The following is a 21,955-nucleotide window of genomic DNA, read 5'->3' as shown; positions in this document are numbered from 1 at the left end:
CACTATTTTCTTGTAGCTAATGCCGATGGCTCGTCTTTAATTTGCACGTGCCTTCACATTAAAAGCGAACAAGTTTTCGTCATTGAACAAGAAGGTTTAAATTGAAACAGTGACTTACGTAAACGTTAGGGATAGTTATGAGTATTTCTGGAGATAAGACATCAATCATAGTGGCTGGTGCTACCGGACTGATTGGTCATCATGTGATGAACCTGCTCATCAACGAGCCTGCGATACAGCACATTTACGCTTTGTCCCGAAGGGCACTCGATTCACAGTTCCACTCAGAAAAACTCCACACGCTGATTCATAGTGATCTGCAAGTCACCAGTTGGGACGATACCAAAACCACACCCAACCTTGGGATCATCTGCTTAGGCACCACCAAGAAAAAGGCAGGTTCGAAAGAAGCATTGCGTAAAGTCGATGTAGAGTTGGTCAGCCACGTAGCTCAGTCGATGAAGTTTCTTGGAGTTCAACGCCTTGCGGTTGTGTCCAGTTATGGCGCGTCCGCTGATTCCTATTCGCACTACCTCAAGTGTAAAGGGCAAATGGAGCAGAACTTAAAGCGTATCGGCTTCAAGCAACTGTTCATTGCACGCCCTGGGCCATTGGTTGGCGAGCGAGAAGAACCAAGAGCCGATGAAAAGCTGCTACAAAGCGTATTTCCTCTTCTGTCGCCTTTTATGTTTGGGAAATTCAAAAACCTACGCCCTATCCAATCAAAAGATGTCGCTCAGGCCATGTTGTTCCGATTGTTCGAAAATAATTTCCAAAATATCGAAATTTACTCATCCAATGACATGCTCAATTTATTGGCAAAATATCGCTAAAAAGCTCATCTATTCACCATAATGTTGTATATCCACTCATACCATTCGGTGGATATTACCTATCGTTCTATTTAATTACTTTTCCTTATTTTACGTTTTGTTACAGGTCGCTACTGTAGCTAACAGTATTTGCGCCCATATATCTAAGCGCCCTATCGATTTAAAGAAATTCATAAGGAAAACAAATGTCACTTTCAGCTATCGCTGCCTTAGCGGTATTCACTGGTATCCTCTTCTTTCTCTACGGACAGCAGAAAAAAGAAAACACGTTATCGCGCTTAGTTCTGTTAGGTTTAGTTTTTGGTAGTGCTTTCGGCCTTGGTCTTCAGCTGCTATTTGGTGAAGGCAACCTTGTTATTAACGAAACGCTAGACTGGGTAAACATTGTTGGTCGTGGTTACGTTGGCTTACTGAAAATGGTCATCATGCCATTAGTACTAGTTTCGATGATTGCGGCGGTAGTTAAGCTTGAGAAAGGCGGTTCACTGGGCAAAATCTCTGGCATCACGATCTCTGTGTTGTTAGCCACCACAGCGATTTCTGCGATTGTTGGTATTGTAGTAACTCAGGCATTTGGTCTATCTGCTGAAGGTTTGACAGAAGGTGCACGTGAAACAGCACGTATCGCAACGCTAGAAAGCCGCATTGGCAGCGTTTCAGACCTAACAATTCCACAAATGCTGGTTAGCTTCATTCCAACCAACCCATTTGCAGACCTAACGGGCGCTCGCTCAACATCTATCATCGCAGTTGTTATCTTTGGTGTGCTAACGGGTATTGCTGCTCGTAAAGTAATGGCAGAGAAAGAAGAGCTAGAATCACCAATTCGTACGTTCGTTGAAGCAGCTCAATCTATCGTGATGCGCTTAGTTAAGATGATCATGGCATTAACGCCATACGGCATCGCAGCGTTAATGGCGAAAGTAGTAGCAACATCAAGTGCTTCTGACATCTTAAGCCTACTAGGTTTCATCGTAGCGTCTTACGTTGCAATTCTATTGATGTTTGTAGTTCACGGTGTGTTGGTTTCTTTTGTTGGCGTAAACCCGAAAGAATACTTCCAAAAAATCTGGCCTGTTCTAACGTTCGCTTTTACTTCGCGTAGCTCTGCTGCAACGATTCCACTGAATGTTGAAGCTCAGATCACCAAGCTAAACGTGCCACCAGCAATTGCTAACCTTTCGGCCTCTTTCGGCGCAACAATTGGTCAGAACGGTTGTGCGGGTATCTACCCTGCAATGCTTGCAGTTATGGTTGCACCTACAGTTGGTATTGACCCAATGGACATCAACTTCATTCTGTCTCTGATTGCAATCATCACGGTGAGCTCTTTCGGTATCGCTGGTGTGGGTGGCGGTGCAACGTTCGCAGCACTTATCGTACTTCCAGCTATGGGCCTTCCTGTAACGATTGCAGCACTGCTTATCTCTATCGAGCCACTTATCGATATGGCTCGTACAGCGCTTAACGTATCTGGTGCGATGACAGCCGGTACGATTACAAGTCGCCTATTAGGTAAGAAAGACAAGCAACAAGATCTGGAACAGGCGAACGCTTAATTCTGAATCAAACAGCTCGATCAACAAAAAACCGATGCCCATGCATCGGTTTTTTATTATCTGTCTTATGTCAGAACTGCGTTGTAAACGTTAGAACTTAAAGCACTAATCGAATCACATTCTCAGCTAATGCTTCATCGTCATCTTCACTTAATCCGCTAATACCAATAGCACCAATCACCTGCCCTTGATACTTAATCGGAACCCCACCTTTGAATCCGGTGATTTTTGAGTCCGTCCAATAGCTAAGATCTTTGCCAGTTTCTCTCGCCCAAGCGCCTAAATTACCACTCGGTTGTCTATCTCTAGCCGAGGTATAAGCTTTGTTTTGAGCCAACAAGCCTGCTTGCACGCTAACATTGTCCATTCGGGAGAACGCCAGCAGTTCACCATGTGTATCACATACACTCACAGCGATGGATTGGTTGTTGTGCCCTGCAATGTCGAGTGCACTGTACACAAGTTGCTGTACTATTTTTTGATTCAACATGTTCATCCCCTATGGCAATGCTTGACCACGTGAGTACACGTATAAGTTGTACCACTCTTCACGAGTGAGATTAATCTGAGTCGCAACCGCAGACGCCTTGATTCGCTCTAGATTGGTGGTACCGATGACAGGCTGAATACCAGCAGGGTGACGAAGTAAAAACGCCAACACAATCGCTTCGCTTTCTACGCCATATTGATTTGCTAACTGAGCGACATAGTGCGTGGTCTTCTTCACATTCTCGTGTTCTGAATATAAACCTTGCTCAGCAAATCGACCTTGTGCCAAACAGCCCCAAGCTTGCAGTTGGATATTATTCATCTGGCAATGTTCAAGAGTACCTGCAGCGAAGTCTGATTGATGGTGCCCTTGCGAGTTAATCATCACCCCATCATTCAACCAATCCAATTTGGCTAAGCTCATCTCAACTTGATTCGCGACGATAGGTTGTCCGAGCGCAGATTGCAGGTACTGGATTTGGAGACTGTTCATGTTAGACACACCAACGAAATCTACCTTGCCCTGTACTTTCAGATTCTCCAGCGTTCTTGCCAGTTCATCCAAATCCATCAACGGATCAGGGCGATGCAAAAGCAGCACATCTAGCTTTTCAGTATTCAATCGCTTCAAAATACCTTCTACTGATTGGCTTACCCAATCAGCCGAAAAATCATAGCGACCAACGTTGCCTTCACCTTCAAATCGAATACCACACTTGGATTGGATGAACATCTGATCACGTAATTCAGGGGCTTGTTGTAACGCTTGACCAAAGGCTTGCTCTGCCTTACTGAAAGTATAAATATCAGCATGGTCAAACAGGTTAATTCCCGACTCTAGTGCTGTGTCAATTACGCTACGTGTTTGAGCTACATCAGCAGTCGTTACCGGGTTGTCGTTCCAGCCACCTCCAAGCCCCATGCATCCGTAGGCGATTTGCCCAACACCGTCTAGATGGTTTGATAGTGGGATGTTCTTTTGATTATCATTTTTGTTCGTTGAATCAATGTTGTTCGTCATACCTGATCTCGCTTAGAAGGTTTGATGCCAATAAATATGCCTCTATCATATTGTTCTTTTTAAATAACAGAATATGCTAGTAACGAAATTATTGTTTGGTATAGCGAACAATAAAGATGGGTAGCTTTGAAGGAATACGCGAATGAACGAACACAAAAGAATAGAACGTCTGATCCTATTTGTAGAACTTGCTCAGCAACTTAACTTTACCAAGGCAGCGGAAAAGCTTGGTATATCCAAGAGCTACCTTTCAGAGCAAATCAAACGACTAGAAAGGGACTTACAGTGTCCATTGTTTGTAAGAACCACGCGCAGTGTACGACTAACCCAAGAAGGCGAACGCGCACTGCAACAAGGTTTAACGATACGCTCTCAAGTGTTGCAGCTCGAGCGCAGCATTTCCGAGCAACACGACATCGTAAAAGGCACGTTACGCCTTACGGCACCAAAGATGTTTACAGAGGTGTTCCTGTTCGATATCTGCCAGCAGTTTAGACAGCAATACCCCGAGATTCGCTTTGAGATTAACAGCAGTTACACCAACTTTAATCTCAACCACGATGATATCGATATCGCCTTTCGTGCCACCAATACTCCACCAGATAACATGATCGCGAAACAATTGATTACCTATCAACACGATTTGGTTGCAACGCCCAGCTATCTTAACCAATTTGGTCGCCCCACCAACGTGAGCGATTTAAGCAATCACCAATGCTTAGCAACGCTTCATCAAACTGAGTGGCCTTTAAAATCGGCAAATATCGATGTGTCAGGTTGGCTTTCAAGCAATGACAATCACTTACTCAAGCAACAAGCCATGATAGGAAACGGGATTATTCGTATCGCGAGTTATTACGTTGACAAAGAAGTTGAACGTGGCGAGTTAGAGCGAGTATTACCCGGCGAGTGCTTACAACAAGGGAACAGTATTTACCTGTTCTATCCGCAAGTCATCTACCCTGCTAAAAAGCACCAAGTGTTTATTAAGTTTGTTCAGAATTACTTTGAAAGTTTGAGTCGATAAATGATGGGCTAGTGATTTAAGGCAAGCGAAAGTAACTGATTTAGATAACACGAAATAGGGTTTAAATAACACGAAACAGAGTTTAAATAACACGAAATAGGGTTTAAATGATCCCTTCGTTTATATACCTATATTTTGTTCGGGGTTATTGAACAATAATAAATCACTTTTACTCGTCCTCCTATTAGATATCTTATTTAATTACAAGAAATCGTGCATTTGTTCAATAATACAATGAGTTAGCTATGAAGTATCACCGTGATTGATATATGATTCAACACCTCAATATGCTGCATTAAATTGACACCAGTTCGATAACGGGATCACCATGAGCTTTATTATACTTTTACTTCTTCTACTATTGGTTTTCATAACTCGCTTACTTCAATGGCGAGCAACTTCCACTTTTTTATCTCTTGTTCTTATATCGTCATTTGTGCTGATTGGTACGGGTTTAATTCCTCGTTATTTACTAGACGACCTGCAAGCGAATTACGAAAGCAAGCCTGAGATCCAATGGTCGGATAATAATGCGATTGTTCTTCTTGGTGCAGGCACGCAGCTAATTAAAAGCACACAAGAGTTCGAGCCCGCCTTTTTCTCTTATGGCCGAATTAGTGAAACGGCAAGCCAATACAAAGAGTGTGCTAAAACGCAAACTTCATGCAAAGTAATCATCAGTGGTGGTGATGCTCAGAATAACGGTGTCACAGAGGCTGAAATTTACGAGCAACAACTGCTTAGACTGGGTGTTCCAATCGCCGACCTTATCCAGGAGCCGAACAGCGTCAACACTTGGAAAAATGCGCAGCTGACCAGCGATCTGATGAAACATCACCAATTCGACAACATTGTGCTGGTTTCATCTGGCCTGCACATTCGCCGTAGTGAACTCTACTTCAACCACTTTGGATTGAACGTGATTCCAGTGAGAGCTGACTACATGGCAGCTCAAACTTCATGGCTGCCATTATGGTATAACTTTGCCGTAACAGACTTTGCTCTGCATGAACAAATCGGGTTTGCGCGATACAACATCTACAACTTTATGGGTTGGAACAGCAAACGCGAAAAACCAGGCGACGCGTAATAAGACACTCGCCGATTACCGAAGGCTGCTCTGAGTAAGGTAGTCAAATCACTATAAATGAAAATGCAGCGACAACCCTTGGGTTATCGCTGCATTTTTGTATCTGTTTTGTCTATGTTCTTTACCATCTATGCAAGACAATCAGTATCAACCTGTTTGTTGAACTCGCCACCTTTCATCATTTCATCGAAAGCCTTACACACACCTCAAAAGGTATCCCGTACCTGAGTACGCACCGCTCAATAAAAAAGACAGAGAATAAAGAGAATAAAGAGAAAAATCTTTATCAAATAACACTTCAATCACTAAAAGCACCTGAAATTAAAGAGAATTTCTTTTCAATTCAATTCAGTATTTTTGCGATCGTTTTATATGACAGAGTACACGCCGCTAGGAGCCCTCGGCTTCAAATAACACATATAAATAATATCTAATAAAAAAGCCAAACAATGGCAATTAGGAACTCATTAATGTTCAACGTCAGTAAAACTGTGCTCTTTATCGCTGCCACATCATTAACGTCTTATTCTGTTAATGCCAAAATCTATTCAGACCAAGTCGTGTTGGATAACCTCGGTGAGGATGTTTGTCGCTCCGACTATCGCCCACTGACTCATACTGAAGCGCAGGAACACAAAGCTGCGCTTGTTTCTCGCATGAACGTTTGGGATATCTTTGGTCTTAAAGATGATTGGGTGATCATGGGCTCTGGTTACCACGGGCTTATTAAGCATGGAGAGTTAAGTGACAAAACCTGGTGTTACCCCAATAAACCAGAAGCGGGTTTACCATACTACCCAGCTCAAGCAATCCAAGAAAGCAGTAACCTTGGGGTTCAGAGAAGCTTGGTCAATGACAATGCATACTTCATCAGGCCATTAGCATATCTCGCACACAACCTTGGTTATGCATGGGTAGGTGGCGATGACGGACTCTATGTTGGTCAAGACATGGCGATAAATCAGCTTAACGATGGCTGGGAGATCAAGGGAAATAGTAATGGCAGTTGTACAGGCGACCGTTGTAATGAGAAAACGACAATCACCGTCGATAACTTCGCTTACACGCTCGATACGAAAGGCTTCTCATACGGTACCGTTGAAGAAACAGACCAAGAGCTAATTAACACCCTTTCAGCTTACGCCATCAATAAGACCGAGCAGCCTAAACAGATCATCGTCGATCTTCATTTCTTACAATCAACGCAGTGGAATAAGACCAATCGTTTTGACCTTGCAGATGTTGTCTTGATGAACGAAGACTTTAACTGGCCTCAAGCTGGAAAAACCGATGTTCGAGTAGTGTTAGAAAAAGGCCAGCATTTCGCTGATACCAATAGTGGGCAGCGCTCTAAGGCGAGTGACCTTCAAGCCATCTTAACGGTACCTGCTCGTTCAGTATTACCATTTAGAGTTGAGTTCTTGCGCTCTACCATCTCTTACCCTTATCGCATCAAAGCTAATATGAGTTACGACGTAAACTTCACAGGCTTTCTTCGTTACAGTGGTAATGCGTTAGTTTCACACCCGACTAACCGCCCTACTCTCTCTCACACATTTACCATGGGCACCAACAGCGAAGAGCAAGCGAATATCCGCTACCAATGGGACCACCGTTATATTCCCGGTGAGATGGAATGGTGGGACTGGAGTTGGGCAATCAACGAATATGGTCTGAGCAGCATGCAATACGCCGCTGGCGCGAGTGTTCGCCCCTTCTACTCTTATGTTTCTGGTCAGTTTAATGCCGAGTCACAATATTCTGGGATGATCGATATCGGTGCTGAGCACTCTGTCGATTCATTTGATGCCGTGAACATATTAACCAACAACAAAACCTACTATGCGGGCGATATAACTGTTGTGACCGATTTCGATCCTGAAGCACTAAATCGACTCGGTTATCACGATGCTCAGCTAATGATTACTCCAATACAACACTAAAAACACGCCTGTACTCAAACACTAAGCTCATCACTCCGGTGGTGAGCTTTTTGTTACCTCCGTATCTAAAAGTAAACCAAAGCACTTATTCAACAACTGTTCTGGGCAGGTTCCCTCTGTCGTCAGTAAACACTGTTTGAGAAGTGCTTTTCCTCCCAACCACCAAAGAAAGGCACTATCTAAATATGACCAAGAAAATCCATTTATGGCGGTTCGCAGCCATTGTCTATAGCCCCTTATCCGTCGCATTTTGTCTTAGTGACGACGTCCAAGATACTCAATCATTAGATGCGATTACCCAGAATCGTATTACGTCCTGGGCTCGAAACGAAGTTTATTCAGAGCCACAGTTTGGCATTGCACTAGGCGAACTTGAGCACGATGCTCATACAAACTCTTTCTCGGCAGCTTGGCCACAGACAGAGCAAGCACTGGCGAGCGTCCCGCAAACTTTTGAAAGTACACTAAGCGAACAAAGTCTATTCAACCGCCTCGGTAAAGCGGGCTCTTCTACGCTCGAAGTTTTAGGGCCAGTTGGAGATGCGGTCGCCGTGGGCTTTTGGCTAGACAACGTGGTAAGTACATTCTCTCAGGAATCCTCTACTCGTCTTGATGAAGCCGCTTCTGTTTTTTCCATAGTTCCTCTCGTTGGTGATGAGTTAAACCTATTGTCGAATGATATTAAGTACTTCGCAGCGAAAGAAAAAATTGAAGAGTTTGAAAACCAATCACATTACGTGTTTAGTGACCACTCGCCAGATTTTTATCGCTTCCATCACAAAAAAAAGGACGCAATTGCTCTACTTAACAAATACGACAATCACGTATTACAGAGTGCCGAAATGTATGTCGACCACTTACTTCTTGAAGCTGACACAGAATATCGCCGACTGACCGCTGCATACGATAGGCAACTTTCTAAACAAATGGCACGCATTGATTTAGAAATGTTGAAATCTATCGCGCATGTATCGCCTGAATCAAATCTGCACCAGCCGCTATGCCACAACGTTCAGTCTTCTTTAACAGAACTAGAACGCTGTATTCGCACTGAAGGGGCCTCACGCATTGACAATTTAGTTAATAACCTAAGCAAAGATGACTACCACGCGCTCGCTTTAAAATTACATAGCAAGAAAAGAGAGCTCGTTGAAATCGCTTTACGCCGACTATCCACGCACAGAATGAACATAGTTAAAAGGCTAATAGAAAGGGCAAAACCTCACGTCGCATCGATCATAACACACAGTAAAATCAACCGAAGTACATTGGAATTTCAAGTCAGGCAAAGTGGATTGAGAGAGTATGCAAACGAAGTTTGGGGGCTTGATTATCTCAGTGAAGAGCAACTTAAAACGGCTACCTTACTGATACGCCCAGCCAGAGAGTGTTGGGGAGTTCCTGCCATTGTACCCGGAGGCATTCAAGCCTCTGTCGATGCATGTAAAGATTCTGGTGCATTATACGATACTTACCACCCTATAAAGGACCCAGAGTTATCAGAAGTGTTGCTAAAAAAGGTTGAACTTAATGTCGAAGAGCATGTTGCATCGAGAGTTATTGCTGGTTGGCCAGTTGGCTTATTTAAAACTCAATTAATCAGTACTGCTAACGCCTATATATCTGGCCAGTCGTCGAACAAACTATTTGAAGATCTCCTGTCCAAGTTAGCAAACATAGAAGCTCTCCCCTACCAAACGTCTTTCAATGATTACTTGGAGAGCAAAGGAGTTGACAGCTCAGACCCCAATAATCGCAACAGTTGGTATCAGGTTAGCCGTTGGTACGAGCTGCTGCTAACAGAACAACCAAGTGGTGGGGTATTAGATCTAATCAAACAATATGAAATTTTTAAACACTTTATTCAGCCTCAATTCAAGATCACTATTACCCTTTCTTACATACGCTCTCTCAATTACTCAGTACCCTACCCAAGCGTATACTCTGCAGCAAACCTTAGGTTTTATGCCCCTCAAATGGCAGACATACTCGATAACGTGATGTCGCAACCTGGCGCTCACTTTGAGCGAAACTTTCAAAACGCCATTGACAGCATAACGGAAAAGGCGATGAAAGCGACAAGTGCCAACCAACTTCAGTATTTATTGGGCGATCTTTCTCTCTATCTTCAAATCGCACAGCATCAACAGTCAGAATCAAATATATCAACCAACAGTAAACATCAACTGTTCAACAGCACGCTATCACCTCTTCATCTGAGCTACCTATCACAAGACCATCAAGACACCATTGCGTTTCAAATTGGAGAAATCTCTACCCACCAGCTTTGGTCGGACCTAGTTGATATCAAGAGCGCGTTAAGCCAAGGGGATATTCAAACGGCAGTAACACAATTAGGAGCCATCGTTAAAGAGGATGACTTTACCATGCTTCCACACATCAACCATATGCTGCTTAGAGAGCTAGAAGATTGGATTGAAATTCAATTGGCATTAGAGGAATAAGTCTATGAAACATAAAATTACACTAACCCTTTTGACCTTGATGCTGCTCATCAATTCAAGCCATACATTTGCTGGAAAAGGACCTGAATTTGGACTCTTTTATGATGATCCAGACGGCGTAAGAGTCATCGAAGGATACAATTCCGGGGCTTATGGAAACCTTTATCGCATGTCCAAAAATCTATACGTGCAAACCAAGAGTGACGCCTACCTTGCAGACATGAGCGTATTGATTCGCAACCTGCAACTATCGCCAACAGGACGTGAGATTTTGCGACAAATCGCGACCTACGAACCAGTAAATGCACCCGATGATGCTGTTGAACCACTAATAGAACATACGATCGGAGTCGATCAATCAAAGGCCACTGTTGTCACGGTGATCAGGGAACCTGAAGGCCCAGGCCGACTATTCGAGACAGTACCTTCGTTGTTCGAAGACCAGCAAAAGGCTTCACTGGCATGGCAACGACAATTCAATGGCAAAGGTGTATCGAATACGATTCTCTTCTCCACCACAGAGATGGTTAACATTCCAGGAAAGAACACACCATTTGATCAAACCGTCGCTTTAGGACATGAGCTCATCCACGCTCGAGATTTTTCTTCTGGCGCTGTTCCACAAGGCAGTACACCTCTGTCTCATCGACATCCCGACACCAACCAAATCACCGAATATGTCATTCCGAATTATGAGTACCAAACGACAGGAATTACACACTACAACAATGCTGAAAATGGGCGGGATCCTGTAACGGAAATCAGTAGTGCAAGACAATCAATGATCAACCTTCGCGAAGAGATGTATTTCCATTGGAAAGCACTCGGACAAGAAAAGGCCAAGGCGTATTTAAAAAATGAAAAAGTGGTGAGCGAGTTTCATTTAGCTGATGATCTAGGAAAAGAGAAGCGCAATACTTATTGGCCAAAAGAGCATTACGACTATCAACCCTACCCCCTTGAAACTAGACCATCTGCAACACCTCAGCATGCCCCTAAATGGGATACCGTAGAAGGAAAGCAAGCTCATATAGAAGTTAAACAAGCACTCCAAAAGTCATTAAGTGAAGGGAACAAGCCAGCGATTGTTATCGTTGACGCTACCGAACAGCGTCTTTCTCAAAGCCTGCAAAACTCGCCAGCACTTACACGAAGAGGCCTTAGTAACCAAAGTTCCATTTTGAAATACGCAGCTCAGAACGACATCAAAGTAGTCAACCTATACAGCGCCGCGAACGAAACGCCATTGAGTTCGCTAAAGAAACGAAAAAAGAATCTGCTGTATCGAGCGATTTCCGGTCAAAGAGCAGGCGAGACACAAGGTTACCGAGACGTTCAGTACAACGAAGACAACCAAACAGCCCTAACCTCGGCACTGGTAGACAATGACGAAGTATTAGTGATGGCCTACTCTGACGGCAAAGTGACAACAAATGTGATCGACAGTCTTTCAGAAAACATGCAAAAACAAGTGGTTGTATCGCGATACGCTAACTTGGATTACCAACCATCAAATCTTAGCGCAAAAGAAAGCACGGCATGGAAAGCGCTAGGTAAAAAAGACAATGTGAAAATGCTTGGTGGTGGCAGCCGCTCTCGCTTCAATATATGTAGCATCCAATAAACAGGGCTTAAAAAGCTAGCTTGCTATCAGTTAAACGTCGTATACAACTGGCCTTTGTTAGTAACTAACCGTAATCGCATGGCCAGTCTATGACAAATAAACTCGTTATGTGACTTAAAAATGCAATCACAACGACACAAAAGTTTGAGTTAATGAGGTCGGCTATAGACAGAAATCCCTAACAGGAGGATCTATGAAATACTGTCCATGTTGCTCAACAGAACTCATCTCACGAGACGAAGTACACATTTGTCCACGTAACGAAATTGGTGACTGCTATTTTGACGGTTATGAGCAATCTCAGCTTGAATATCACAAGCTCAAAGATTACCCACATGACTCGGCGTTCGAGCTCGCAGAGGTTATCACTGATTAACGTTTAGTTGGTGAACAAATTAAGTTCATCTCGCTATCAAAGTGCGAGAACAACTTGTATCTGGCTAAAATTAAAAGGCCCTGACGGTACTACCATCAGGGCCTTTTATTATCTTTTCAACGCCATAAACATATGACGAATCAAGAAGTAATCAGCAAACCATTACCACATTAGATCGTCTGGGATAACGAAGTCTTTGTACGGGTCATCTTCATCAACTTCATCACTGCTTGCCGTTTGAGTATCAACGATTGATTCTTCATCACGCATAGCGATTTTGTTTGCTACCGCTGTTGGAATAACCACATAGCCTTCGCCCTGACGCGCAATACTCAAGATACCTTTACTCAATTGCTTTTGAGTCAGCTCTTCTACGTATAGGTATTTAACCAAAGTACCGTCGGTGAAGTTATATTTGATTTCACCATTTTTCTGGTCAATCTTATTCATATCAATCAACTGTTTCACTTGAGCTTTGATCTCTTTGCTCAACTGTTTCTCTTTCAGCTGCTGGTTTAATTCTTTGTCTTTTGCTTGCTGCGCCAGTTTGTTTTCTTCTGCCGCTGCTTTTGCTTCACGAGCTTGAACGCGAGACTTTTTAGAGCCTTTCTTCGCCTTCTTTAATTTTTTCTCATTTACCAAGCCAGCTTTAAGCATCTGCTCTTGGAGTGTTAACTTTGCCATGACTTTCCCAGTTCAGGATTAAAAACGGCACTATCATACCTGTTTTTCGAGTTTCTGTTTACCAGACAAGAGTAAATTACTCAACAATTCCAAAATTAACACATCCTCTCAAAACGACTTATTGTTCATTCTCTTAACCGATCCCAATTCACCTTCCAACTTTATTGCGCGCGCGTAACACTTCTCATTCCATCAGAACAATATTTTCACCTTCAATAGACGGTCAAATTTATAAAACCTTGGCATATATCTCATAATTTAATATTGCTTATAGAGTTATAACTCAAGCGCAATATCTATTGACTACGTTATTCATTACACCCATTAGTAAGGATAACGTAACCAATGAAAAATCAATGGACTAGCTTAAGTGCATTACTCGCATCAGCTTCATTCTTATCTACCCCGGCTATCGCCGATACCGACGTGTATCTGACCAATAACACCAATCAAGTAATGACGATTCAAGCCAGTCACAGTGGTACTGACCTCCTTAAATATGGAGACGAATGGCAACAACACGTTGAACAAATTGGCCCTTGGGAAACCAAAAAGCTGATCAGCTTTAATCGTTGGACGGGTGTCAAATCAGGGGAAACTTATCAATTCAATACTGTGGTTTCGAATACTGTGGGTGAAAGTATCACTCTTAATCAAACCATGAAGGGACACTGGTACAACTCTACTCTACAACATGGCTTAAGTGCTGCTGATGTTAATTTGAGACTCTACGATGACCGTAATATTCATCGCAGTACGACCGATGCCTTTGACCTGAATACCGAGCTCGCACTCAAAGCTGATAACACAGCACGTTACGATGACATTCACTACACCATCACTCCAGAAAAAGTAGACGAGCAACCGAACCCTGATGCGAATACGTTGAAAGTCATGACGTATAACATTTGGGCTCTTCCTGCGATCGCCTCCCATATTGGTGACCGCTACGACCTGCTCCCTCAGTATGTCAAAGGCTACGACGTACTCGCACTTCAAGAGGTATTTGCCAACGGTCGAGATGAATTCTTACGTGAGCTGGCCAAAGAATACCCTTACCAAACCAAGATGCTCGATAAAGATGGCATCAACATCTATGACGGCGGCGTCATCATTGTCAGCCGCTATCCTATTGTTAACGAAGCTCAATATGTGTTTCCCGACTGCACTGGTACTGACTGTTTTGCTGACAAGGGCGTGAACTACGCAGAGATCATCAAAAATGGACAGGCATATCACGTGTTTGGTACTCACACCGCATCGTTCGACACCACAACGGCACGTAACTACCGACAACGTCAATTTAGACAAATGCGCGAGTTAGCCGTATCGCTCGATATCCCAGCATCAGAAACTGTGATCTATAGCGGTGACTTCAACGTTAATAAGCTTAAGTTTCCAAGTGATTACCAAGAGATGTTTGCCAATCTTCAAGCGATTGAACCCGAGTATTCAGGCTATACGGCGTCGACATTCGACCCACGTATTAATAACTTCGCTGGCGAGCCAATGTCCGGTGGGGAAAACGTCGAATACCTAGACTATGTCGTGGTAAGTTCCGAATACGCAGTGAAAGCGCATAACAATAACCGGGTTGACGTTCCCCGCTCTACCAGTAATGAGCTTTGGAAGCATTACAATCTTTCAGACCACTTCCCTGTTAGTGCAGTCATCAAGTAACGTGGTGAATAAGAAATGCAGCGCGTTATATTAATCATCATGCTCACCGCATTGGTGGGCATGATGAGTTATTCATGGTCATCGAAAACACCAGAAACACCAGAAACACCCACGGCTTTAGTTGAACAGGAAGTCGTTGATCAATCAAGCGATGATTACCCTCTCATTGAGAATCACGAAACCGAAAGACAGCAAGACGCTTTGCGCCAATCCAATCTGCCTGTAGCGATTGATGGCAAAGCGTATGCAGACCAGCTGGTTAGCCTTGAAGGTAAAAGCTTGTTCAATGAGTTTGACCAATTCTGGGCACAATGCGAACAGGCCAACAACTGTACGGTACAACTATCGCAACTAGAATCTGAGTTATCAAAAGAATGGTTTGAATTACTGAGCAACTATCCTGCTCTCTATTCAGACTGGAAAACGATGGAAAGTAGCATCCCTCTCGACTCAGTAGATGACTTAGAGGCGCGCGTTGCCTTGTTTAAGCAATCCGCGCAACAGATATGGGGTGAGTTAGCCCACCAGCTGTTTTCCGATCAATTTGCGCATTTAGATTTTACGCTTAGTGCAAAGGCACTTAATTCGATAGAAGCGAACGAGTTTACTTTGCACTATCAAAAATTACTGTCGCAGTGGCAAAGTAAAGCCGAAGCATTAAACGTAGAAACTAAAGCACAACAATACGAGCTCGCTATGTCATTACTTCCGAGTAGCTTTAGCCCAACCGAGCTAGCCTCCATTAAGGCAGAACTGCAAGAGATATATTTGGATGAATCACAAGCAAGCAACATTGTGGCTCGTGAACAACAAGTAGCGAAGCAACAGCAAACGGTGGCAACTTATCATGAACAATTCGCTCAACTAAAGTCGTCCTTAGATGTACTGCGGTCTACCAGCCATAGGGACTGGAGCACACAAGAGTGGGATACATACTATCAACAACAGGTGTCTGGCTTTCGGGAGACCTTCTTTAAATAACCTCTTTGGACAATCTAGCTTCAAATCACCAGCCAACTACCGTGGTATCGGATCAGCTGAGGTCATTGCGAAACTGTGCTGGTGTTTTATGAAGCCAGCCTTTAAATGCCCTTCTGAAGTTTGCAGGATCACTGTAGCCAAGCCTTTCACCGATATCCTCAATGCTCATGGTTGTCGCAAGCAAAAGCTCTTTGGCTAACTCAATACGAGCTTCCGATAATAATTTCTGATAACTGGAATCATGAGCGTTCAGCTCGCGCCTGAGTGTGCGAGAGCTGCAACCAAACTGCTCTGCGAGTCGCTCAATACTGGGAAAGTGACCTACCGTTTGGTAGAAGATCGTTTTTATCTGGTTGGTTAATAGATGCTCTGAATCCAAGGTCTCAACAATCGATTGGCAAGAAGTGAGGTAACGTTTCAGAGTGGCGGCGTCATGAGTTGGTAGGGTTTGGGACAACACCGATGCATCAAATCGCATCTCACAACTGACCTTAGCAAAGGCGACATCACACGCAAACCGTTCATTATACAATGCGGCGTAATTGGGGCATGGATAAGGCAACAACAGCGTTTCAATCGATAATACAGAGCCAGTCAGTTCCTGAAACAAAGAAAGGATCGAGCTAAGAAAGTACTCGCTGCAGAAAGGAAGCAGGTCCCCAACCTCTAATGTGTTGTCGATCAGTATCGCAGCTTTCTCACCATCTCGAATCAACTTTACCGAGAAGATCGGCCCGTTCAAGCGTAGGTATTTAAAACCTGCCTTGATCGCCTCTTCTACGTTTTGACTGGTCGATAACACATACCCCAACACACCAAAGTGGCTCAAGCTAGCGTTTTCCCCAAGCCATAAACCCAAACCATCATGTGGAAAGCTTTGGTTCACAGCACTGAAAATAGACAGTTTATCCGCGTAAGTCAGTTTCGTATTGGGATCTCGCCAATCGGCACTTTCAAGTCCTAAACCAAAGAGTAGTTCTTCAGTATTCACGCCTCTTTGTTCTATGGCATTGAGCAATAATCCCACATCTAAAGCGCCCAGGTGATGGCGGTGCTCGGTTGGCATGTACTCTGCGATAATGTTCAATCGAATCTCCTAAAATCAGATCACCTCCGTCAACGTAACCGCTCACGATCGCCCCTAAATAGGTAAGATCGTGATTAGAAACCCGCTCCTGTCCGAATATGACCTCCAAATTCTACTAAACTCACCGCACAATGGGGTTAATTGTTAAATTAATGTGAACCATCGCAATGATAAACACACTTCCAGCTCCAGACTGCGTGATTAACTCTAATGGTCAGCCAATCATTGGGCATTTCGATGGTGTCCCAAAACATCTCAACATCGATAAGTTTGACTATCGAAACGCCATGGACGCAAAAGCAAGCGCTTGGAGTAAGCACTTCCATTACAAGCAATTTCAGTTTGTGAGCCTAGTTACACAGACTCACATCATTGGCGTTGCTATTGCTGACATTCGTTACTTGAGTTCGGCGTTTTGTTACGTATACGACATAGAGAGTAATCACCTAGATGAGTCCAATTGGCTGCGACCTTTAGCAGTTGATAAGCAAGTTACTCACTCCCCCTTTCAAGGCACAACAAAAATCGCAGGTCATAGTATTGTCTTTGATATTAAAGACGGACATTGGAGCATCTCACTCAACACCAAGCATGTGAAAGCACAACTTAACTTGCGACCAGAGCCCCAAAGCTTGCCTATGGCGATGTGCACACCAACTGGTTATTCAGGATGGACCTACACCCAAAAGCACAATGCACTAACAGTAACTGGAACGCTTGAGATCAACCAACGAGCGGTCTCTCTCAACGACGCACGTGCTGGCTATGACTTTTCTGCTGGATACATGAGACGTGAAACCAGTTGGCGTTGGGCTAGCATCAATGCGCTAGTGGATAACACGAACATTGGGCTTAACCTCGCGGCTGGAGTTAATGAAACAGGTGGCTGTGAAAACGTACTGTGGATTAATGGGACCCGACACTTACTTAGTGATGCACAGTTTACATTTAGCCGCCAAGATACCCATTTGCCTTGGCAGATAACGTCTGCAGATGGACGCATCAACCTGACTTTTACTCCCTGCAACCACCGCAGCGAAAAGCTAAACCTATGGCTGTTAAAGAGTAACTTTCGCCAGTTCATCGGTCACTTTTCTGGCTCAATTAAAGACAACGAAGGGACAACCCACCAGCTCGATGAGGTGCTTGGTTTAACCGAAGATCACTTCGCTCGCTGGTAGAAAAGCCTGCTACCTAGGCGAATTAATGAATAGCGATTAACTCAACATATCACCTCATCACTCAGAGTGGACCCACAAGGATAAAGGATGAATATCGACGCATTAATCAATCACCCAGAATGGCTACTATTGGTACTGGCGCCTTTGTTCATGATTTGCATGCTGGCGGAGTATTTTATTGGTCAGAAACAAGGACGATTACCAGATAACTCAAGCTATAAGCTATCTGAAGTGGTATGTAATTTCACACTGGCAGGTATGCATCAGCTCTCGGACTTATTGACCGGGCTACTGATTGTTCAGCTTTACCTATGGTTATTTGGTTGGCGTTTAATGGATATAGAGATGGGCGTGTTGAGTTTCATTGTGCTCATGATTTTACAGGATTTTTTTTACTACTGGTTCCATCGAGCAAGTCATCGTGTTCGCTGGATGTGGGCCGCTCATGTCGCGCATCACAGTTCAGAACGCATGAACTTTAGTACCGCTTTTCGTCAAAGCTTAATGTACCCAATCGCGGGGATGTGGCTATTCTGGGTGCCACTCGTCATCATAGGGTTCGACCCGAAGTGGGTGGTCTTCGTGGTGCTTTTAAACCTAGGTTTGCAGTTCTTTGTTCACACACAGTGGGTTCGAAGCTTAGGGCCTCTTGAGTACCTCTTTAATACGCCATCGCACCACCGAGTGCACCACGGCAGGAATCCGCAATACATCGATAAAAATTACGCTGGTGTGCTTATTATCTGGGATAAGTTCTTTGGTACTTTTGAACCGGAAGTAGAAACCGTGCGTTACGGCGTCACTAAACCAGTGAACAGTTATAACCCCATCACGGTTACTTTCCAAGAGTGGAGGCTAATATGGACAGACCTCAAGAATACGCAGCTATCTAGGATGCGGAAAATTAAGTTAATGCTCTCTCCGCCTTCTGATTAACTCCTGCGAATTGATGGATGAAAATGGCCCACATTAGGCGGGCCACCAATTCAGTTTATTTCCAACGCCACTGGCTACCGTTGATATCAGCCCCCACCCGCCAAGTGCGGTCATTCCATTTCAGTGAGTTTGCTAAGCCATTCTTCAACTGACCATTATCCCAACGCCATTGTTGAGTCTCATGATTACGGCACAACTCTAAGCTAATATCTATTCCATTCTGGTCAAGACACATAGTTGGTGCGGCTTTGTTGATCAACTTGCCATTCGCATTCATTTTCCACTTTTGATTATCACCATCGTGACAGCGCCAACCATAAATGACTAAACCTGATTTAGAGCCATCGACTTCGGCATCTAAACATTTCAATCCATCCTCTGACTCGGTAACAATACTTCGCCATTCACCAGCGGTCTGCGTACCACTCGATGCTTCGAACAGAGCCTTCACTACTGATGTCAATGGTTGAGTGCTGCGTGATGATCTACGAGCGTTATCTTGCCAAGATTGAGGAACAGGCTGTGTAATGTCCCACAGGCCTTGGCCATCATAGTATGATTTAGCTATCGATTGAGGAGTCGGTGTCCATAAAAAGTCTGGATGTCGGTTCTGGTACCATTCCCCACCAATCGCATTACCATTTTGATCAAGTTCCAAGTCGTAGTAATAAGTAACGTTAGTAATACCATCGTAACGCGGTGAGTCACTGGTTCTATGGGTTGGGGACGTCTCAACGACATAACTGACCACCATCTGAACGCCGACCACGCTTTGGGCATTTGAAGAACGGTAACTAGAAAATCTATCTTTACGGTAATCACTCAGGTCAATGGTTACCGCTGCTGGTTGAGAAGCGGTTTGGTTCGTTTGTGGATTAAAATAGGTCACCTTATAACCAACAACAGGTTGATTCCAAACTTGATAGTCATAAGTTGCGTCCATGATTAAGCTACGCTTGGAAATGCCCAATTGATTTATGATAGATAAGTGCCAACTGGCTGGGTTGGTATCTACACAATTCGGATCGACAACACGCCCATTTTCATCTCTCTCCGGGTCTTTTATGTTACAGCGCCCACCAATAAAGCGAGAACTAAACGGCGCTTCAGACCATAGTAATGTCCCGAGAGCTTTGATATCTGACGGGTAGAAAGTAAGCGGCTCTCCATTCGCGTCAGGTACAATCAACGATTGCTTTGGTCGAGGAAGCATATAGGCGGCAGGTGCCCAGCCATGGCAAAGGCCCATCCAACGCTCCACATGGCCACGAGACTCATAATATCCCTTCCCCGACTCCCATGAACGTTGGGTCAGCGTGAAATTCTCATCTCCAACCAGAAGATCATATTTTTCTGCTGGCGACAGGTCATCACGGTCTTTGCCCTGATAATACTCTAGTGGTTTTTGTGAATGACTGAAGTTGAAATAGTCTTGCCAATTGTTCGCTCTCAGTTCCTTATCGGCATAACGCCAAGCAAGTGCACCAGAGTAGAGAGGCCAATAGGTATCTGACCAAGGTTGAGCATCAAGTCGCGTTTGATTAGGTGCCACTTGAGCCAATTGGTTTAAGTTGCGAATCAGTCCGTTCCCTGCATCAACTAAACGAGCTGGATTATCGTTTTGTCGAATCGGTGATAATAAAAACTCTGATATTTCTGAGTTTGCCTCTCCCCTTCTCATGATGGTGTCTCTCATCAAGTCTCGATGACGACTCATATACTCGGAGTTCTTGGAAAAGATAACCTGACCAGTTTTTTCCGGAATAGCATCCATAACCGTCTGGGGAGATTCATGAAACGCCTCCATGAATTCAGTGACTTGTGAATCACTAGCGACTGCGGCATATGGGAGTATCGCTGACAATAAAGTTACGATCGTTTTCATTAAAATTTCTACTCTCTCAGTTACTGTTGTTATTGATAATAATTACCATTAACAGGACAAAGTAAGCAGAGTGGTTCGCTTTATGGGATAAATCAATTTCACGATCGTGCCAATAAATCAAACTGTGATTCGCTTTCGAATAACACCTCCATTTATCTTCTGAACTAATTAGAACGCGAACTATCTATAAATAATCAGATAGATATGCAACAACCCATATTAAACAATAGGCATATTATGTATAATGAAAAGCTATTATAAATTGATTATTATTACTAAAATGAAAACATTACACATTCGCTATTTGCTTGCCCTTTGCCTCTCTGCACTACCATTTACTTCACTCGCCGCCCTCAAATATAACGCTCAGTATTACAGTGCTGATAACATTGAAGCCATTCTTGAAGATATGTCTGACCCAGGATTCGAATCGAATTATGGAGACTTCGCTAAGATCCGGTCGCAGCTGTACCAACAAGCAGGAGCGCAAAACCAACACCTAAACCCTAGTGAGATTGATGCACTAGAAAGGTATCAAGATGATGCCTATCAGCCGATAAGAAGAGGGTTAGCGCAAGGGAGAATGGACTCGGAGACAGAATCATTAATCAATGAAATAGACTCAGCGTTCGAACATGGCATCAAATACAAAGGGACGGTGTTTCGTGGGGAGAGCTTACTCTCCGCTTACGGAGACACTGTAAAAGTTGGAGATATCGTCAGTCCCAATTCATACTTATCTACGTCTATCTCGAAAACATCTTCTTATACTTTTCATAATGGGCAACTTTCTCGATTTGAGCTTAACCTTGGTCAACATGGAATCGTGATACCCACGGTGCGCGATGATGAATTAGAGGTGCTGGTTAATAGAAACTCTCTGTTTGAGGTCACGGCAATCAATACCACGCCGGAGGGAAATCAAGTGATCTATCGCGAGGTATCAGCAGAACAGGTCGGCACGCGCCCTATAAAAGATCTCCATTCAGGAGAAAACCTCACCGTAGCAGAAGCCTGTATCTACTAGTGACTTTGCCGTTAGGTAGGAAACATTAGGCATTATGATAAAAGCTGAGGACATCTTTCCTCAGCCT

Annotated in this window: 18 protein-coding genes; 13 read left to right on the top strand and 5 right to left on the bottom strand. The window is 43.8% G+C overall.

The window, feature by feature from the left end:
* Window positions 1–137: 137 nt before the first annotated feature.
* Window positions 138–833: an NAD-dependent epimerase/dehydratase family protein gene (locus F0228_RS13865; RefSeq protein ID WP_061031490.1), complete on the top strand. Its 696-nt coding sequence runs from the start codon at window positions 138–140 to the stop codon at window positions 831–833.
* A 185-nt stretch (window positions 834–1,018) separates the two neighbouring features.
* Window positions 1,019–2,392 carry an L-cystine transporter gene (locus F0228_RS13860; RefSeq protein WP_061031491.1) on the top strand — a complete coding sequence of 458 codons (1,374 nt, stop codon included), beginning with the start codon at window positions 1,019–1,021 and terminating at the stop codon, window positions 2,390–2,392.
* 97 nt (window positions 2,393–2,489) lie between these two features.
* On the opposite strand, the gene F0228_RS13855 is transcribed toward F0228_RS13860, so the two are convergent.
* Both F0228_RS13855 and F0228_RS13850 read right to left on the bottom strand, forming a co-directional pair.
* Window positions 2,490–2,882 (bottom strand): heme-binding protein, encoded by a 393-nt coding sequence (locus F0228_RS13855; RefSeq protein ID WP_061031492.1) that lies wholly within the window; start codon window positions 2,880–2,882, stop codon window positions 2,490–2,492.
* 9 nt (window positions 2,883–2,891) lie between these two features.
* Window positions 2,892–3,902: an aldo/keto reductase gene (locus F0228_RS13850; RefSeq protein WP_105057010.1), complete on the bottom strand. Its 1,011-nt coding sequence runs from the start codon at window positions 3,900–3,902 to the stop codon at window positions 2,892–2,894.
* Window positions 3,903–4,044: 142 nt separating this feature from the next.
* Here F0228_RS13850 and F0228_RS13845 point away from each other — a divergent pair, with 142 nt between their 5' ends.
* The 6 genes from F0228_RS13845 (at window position 4,045) to F0228_RS13820 (ending at window position 12,427) form a co-directional block, all read left to right on the top strand.
* Window positions 4,045–4,929 (top strand): LysR family transcriptional regulator, encoded by an 885-nt coding sequence (locus F0228_RS13845; RefSeq protein ID WP_171762335.1) that lies wholly within the window; start codon window positions 4,045–4,047, stop codon window positions 4,927–4,929.
* Between the two features lie 328 nt (window positions 4,930–5,257).
* The gene (locus F0228_RS13840; RefSeq protein WP_061031495.1) at window positions 5,258–6,019 is read left to right on the top strand and encodes a YdcF family protein; all 762 of its coding nucleotides are present in this window, start codon (window positions 5,258–5,260) and stop codon (window positions 6,017–6,019) included.
* A gap of 470 nt (window positions 6,020–6,489) precedes the next feature.
* The gene (locus F0228_RS13835) at window positions 6,490–7,962 is read left to right on the top strand and encodes an aerolysin family beta-barrel pore-forming toxin (protein ID WP_171762334.1); all 1,473 of its coding nucleotides are present in this window, start codon (window positions 6,490–6,492) and stop codon (window positions 7,960–7,962) included.
* A gap of 185 nt (window positions 7,963–8,147) precedes the next feature.
* Window positions 8,148–10,427, top strand: a complete 2,280-nt coding sequence (locus F0228_RS13830) for a hypothetical protein (RefSeq protein ID WP_171762333.1) — start codon at window positions 8,148–8,150, stop codon at window positions 10,425–10,427.
* Between the two features lie 4 nt (window positions 10,428–10,431).
* The gene (locus F0228_RS13825; RefSeq protein WP_171762332.1) at window positions 10,432–12,051 is read left to right on the top strand and encodes a M91 family zinc metallopeptidase; all 1,620 of its coding nucleotides are present in this window, start codon (window positions 10,432–10,434) and stop codon (window positions 12,049–12,051) included.
* A 193-nt stretch (window positions 12,052–12,244) separates the two neighbouring features.
* Window positions 12,245–12,427: a hypothetical protein gene (locus F0228_RS13820; protein WP_171762331.1), complete on the top strand. Its 183-nt coding sequence runs from the start codon at window positions 12,245–12,247 to the stop codon at window positions 12,425–12,427.
* A gap of 162 nt (window positions 12,428–12,589) precedes the next feature.
* On the opposite strand, the gene F0228_RS13815 is transcribed toward F0228_RS13820, so the two are convergent.
* On the bottom strand, window positions 12,590–13,111 hold the full coding sequence (locus tag F0228_RS13815) for a DUF2058 domain-containing protein (RefSeq protein ID WP_171762330.1): 522 nt from the start codon (window positions 13,109–13,111) through the stop codon (window positions 12,590–12,592).
* Between the two features lie 345 nt (window positions 13,112–13,456).
* Here F0228_RS13815 and F0228_RS13810 point away from each other — a divergent pair, with 345 nt between their 5' ends.
* Both F0228_RS13810 and F0228_RS13805 read left to right on the top strand, forming a co-directional pair.
* Window positions 13,457–14,791 carry a sphingomyelin phosphodiesterase gene (locus F0228_RS13810; RefSeq protein ID WP_171762329.1) on the top strand — a complete coding sequence of 445 codons (1,335 nt, stop codon included), beginning with the start codon at window positions 13,457–13,459 and terminating at the stop codon, window positions 14,789–14,791.
* 15 nt (window positions 14,792–14,806) lie between these two features.
* Window positions 14,807–15,772, top strand: coding sequence for a chromosome partitioning protein ParA (locus F0228_RS13805; RefSeq protein WP_171762328.1), 966 nt, complete (start codon window positions 14,807–14,809; stop codon window positions 15,770–15,772).
* 52 nt (window positions 15,773–15,824) lie between these two features.
* Here F0228_RS13805 and F0228_RS13800 read toward each other — a convergent pair whose 3' ends face one another.
* The gene (locus F0228_RS13800; protein WP_171762327.1) at window positions 15,825–16,859 is read right to left on the bottom strand and encodes an AraC family transcriptional regulator; all 1,035 of its coding nucleotides are present in this window, start codon (window positions 16,857–16,859) and stop codon (window positions 15,825–15,827) included.
* 167 nt (window positions 16,860–17,026) lie between these two features.
* On the opposite strand from F0228_RS13800, the gene F0228_RS13795 reads away from it, so the two are divergent.
* Together F0228_RS13795 and F0228_RS13790 are read left to right on the top strand one after the other, a co-directional pair.
* On the top strand, window positions 17,027–18,040 hold the full coding sequence (locus F0228_RS13795) for a DUF2804 domain-containing protein (protein ID WP_061031502.1): 1,014 nt from the start codon (window positions 17,027–17,029) through the stop codon (window positions 18,038–18,040).
* Window positions 18,041–18,127: 87 nt separating this feature from the next.
* Window positions 18,128–18,976: a sterol desaturase family protein gene (locus F0228_RS13790; protein ID WP_061031503.1), complete on the top strand. Its 849-nt coding sequence runs from the start codon at window positions 18,128–18,130 to the stop codon at window positions 18,974–18,976.
* 55 nt (window positions 18,977–19,031) lie between these two features.
* On the opposite strand, the gene F0228_RS13785 is transcribed toward F0228_RS13790, so the two are convergent.
* Window positions 19,032–20,861, bottom strand: coding sequence for a ricin-type beta-trefoil lectin domain protein (locus F0228_RS13785; RefSeq protein WP_171762326.1), 1,830 nt, complete (start codon window positions 20,859–20,861; stop codon window positions 19,032–19,034).
* A gap of 280 nt (window positions 20,862–21,141) precedes the next feature.
* Here F0228_RS13785 and F0228_RS13780 point away from each other — a divergent pair, with 280 nt between their 5' ends.
* Window positions 21,142–21,888 (top strand): ADP-ribosyltransferase, encoded by a 747-nt coding sequence (locus tag F0228_RS13780; protein ID WP_061031896.1) that lies wholly within the window; start codon window positions 21,142–21,144, stop codon window positions 21,886–21,888.
* Window positions 21,889–21,955 lie beyond the last annotated feature (67 nt).

Source organism: Vibrio sp. 99K-1 (genome assembly GCF_013114585.1).
Lineage (GTDB): Bacteria > Pseudomonadota > Gammaproteobacteria > Enterobacterales > Vibrionaceae > Vibrio > Vibrio chagasii_B.
This window is presented reverse-complemented; position numbering and strand designations above follow the sequence as displayed.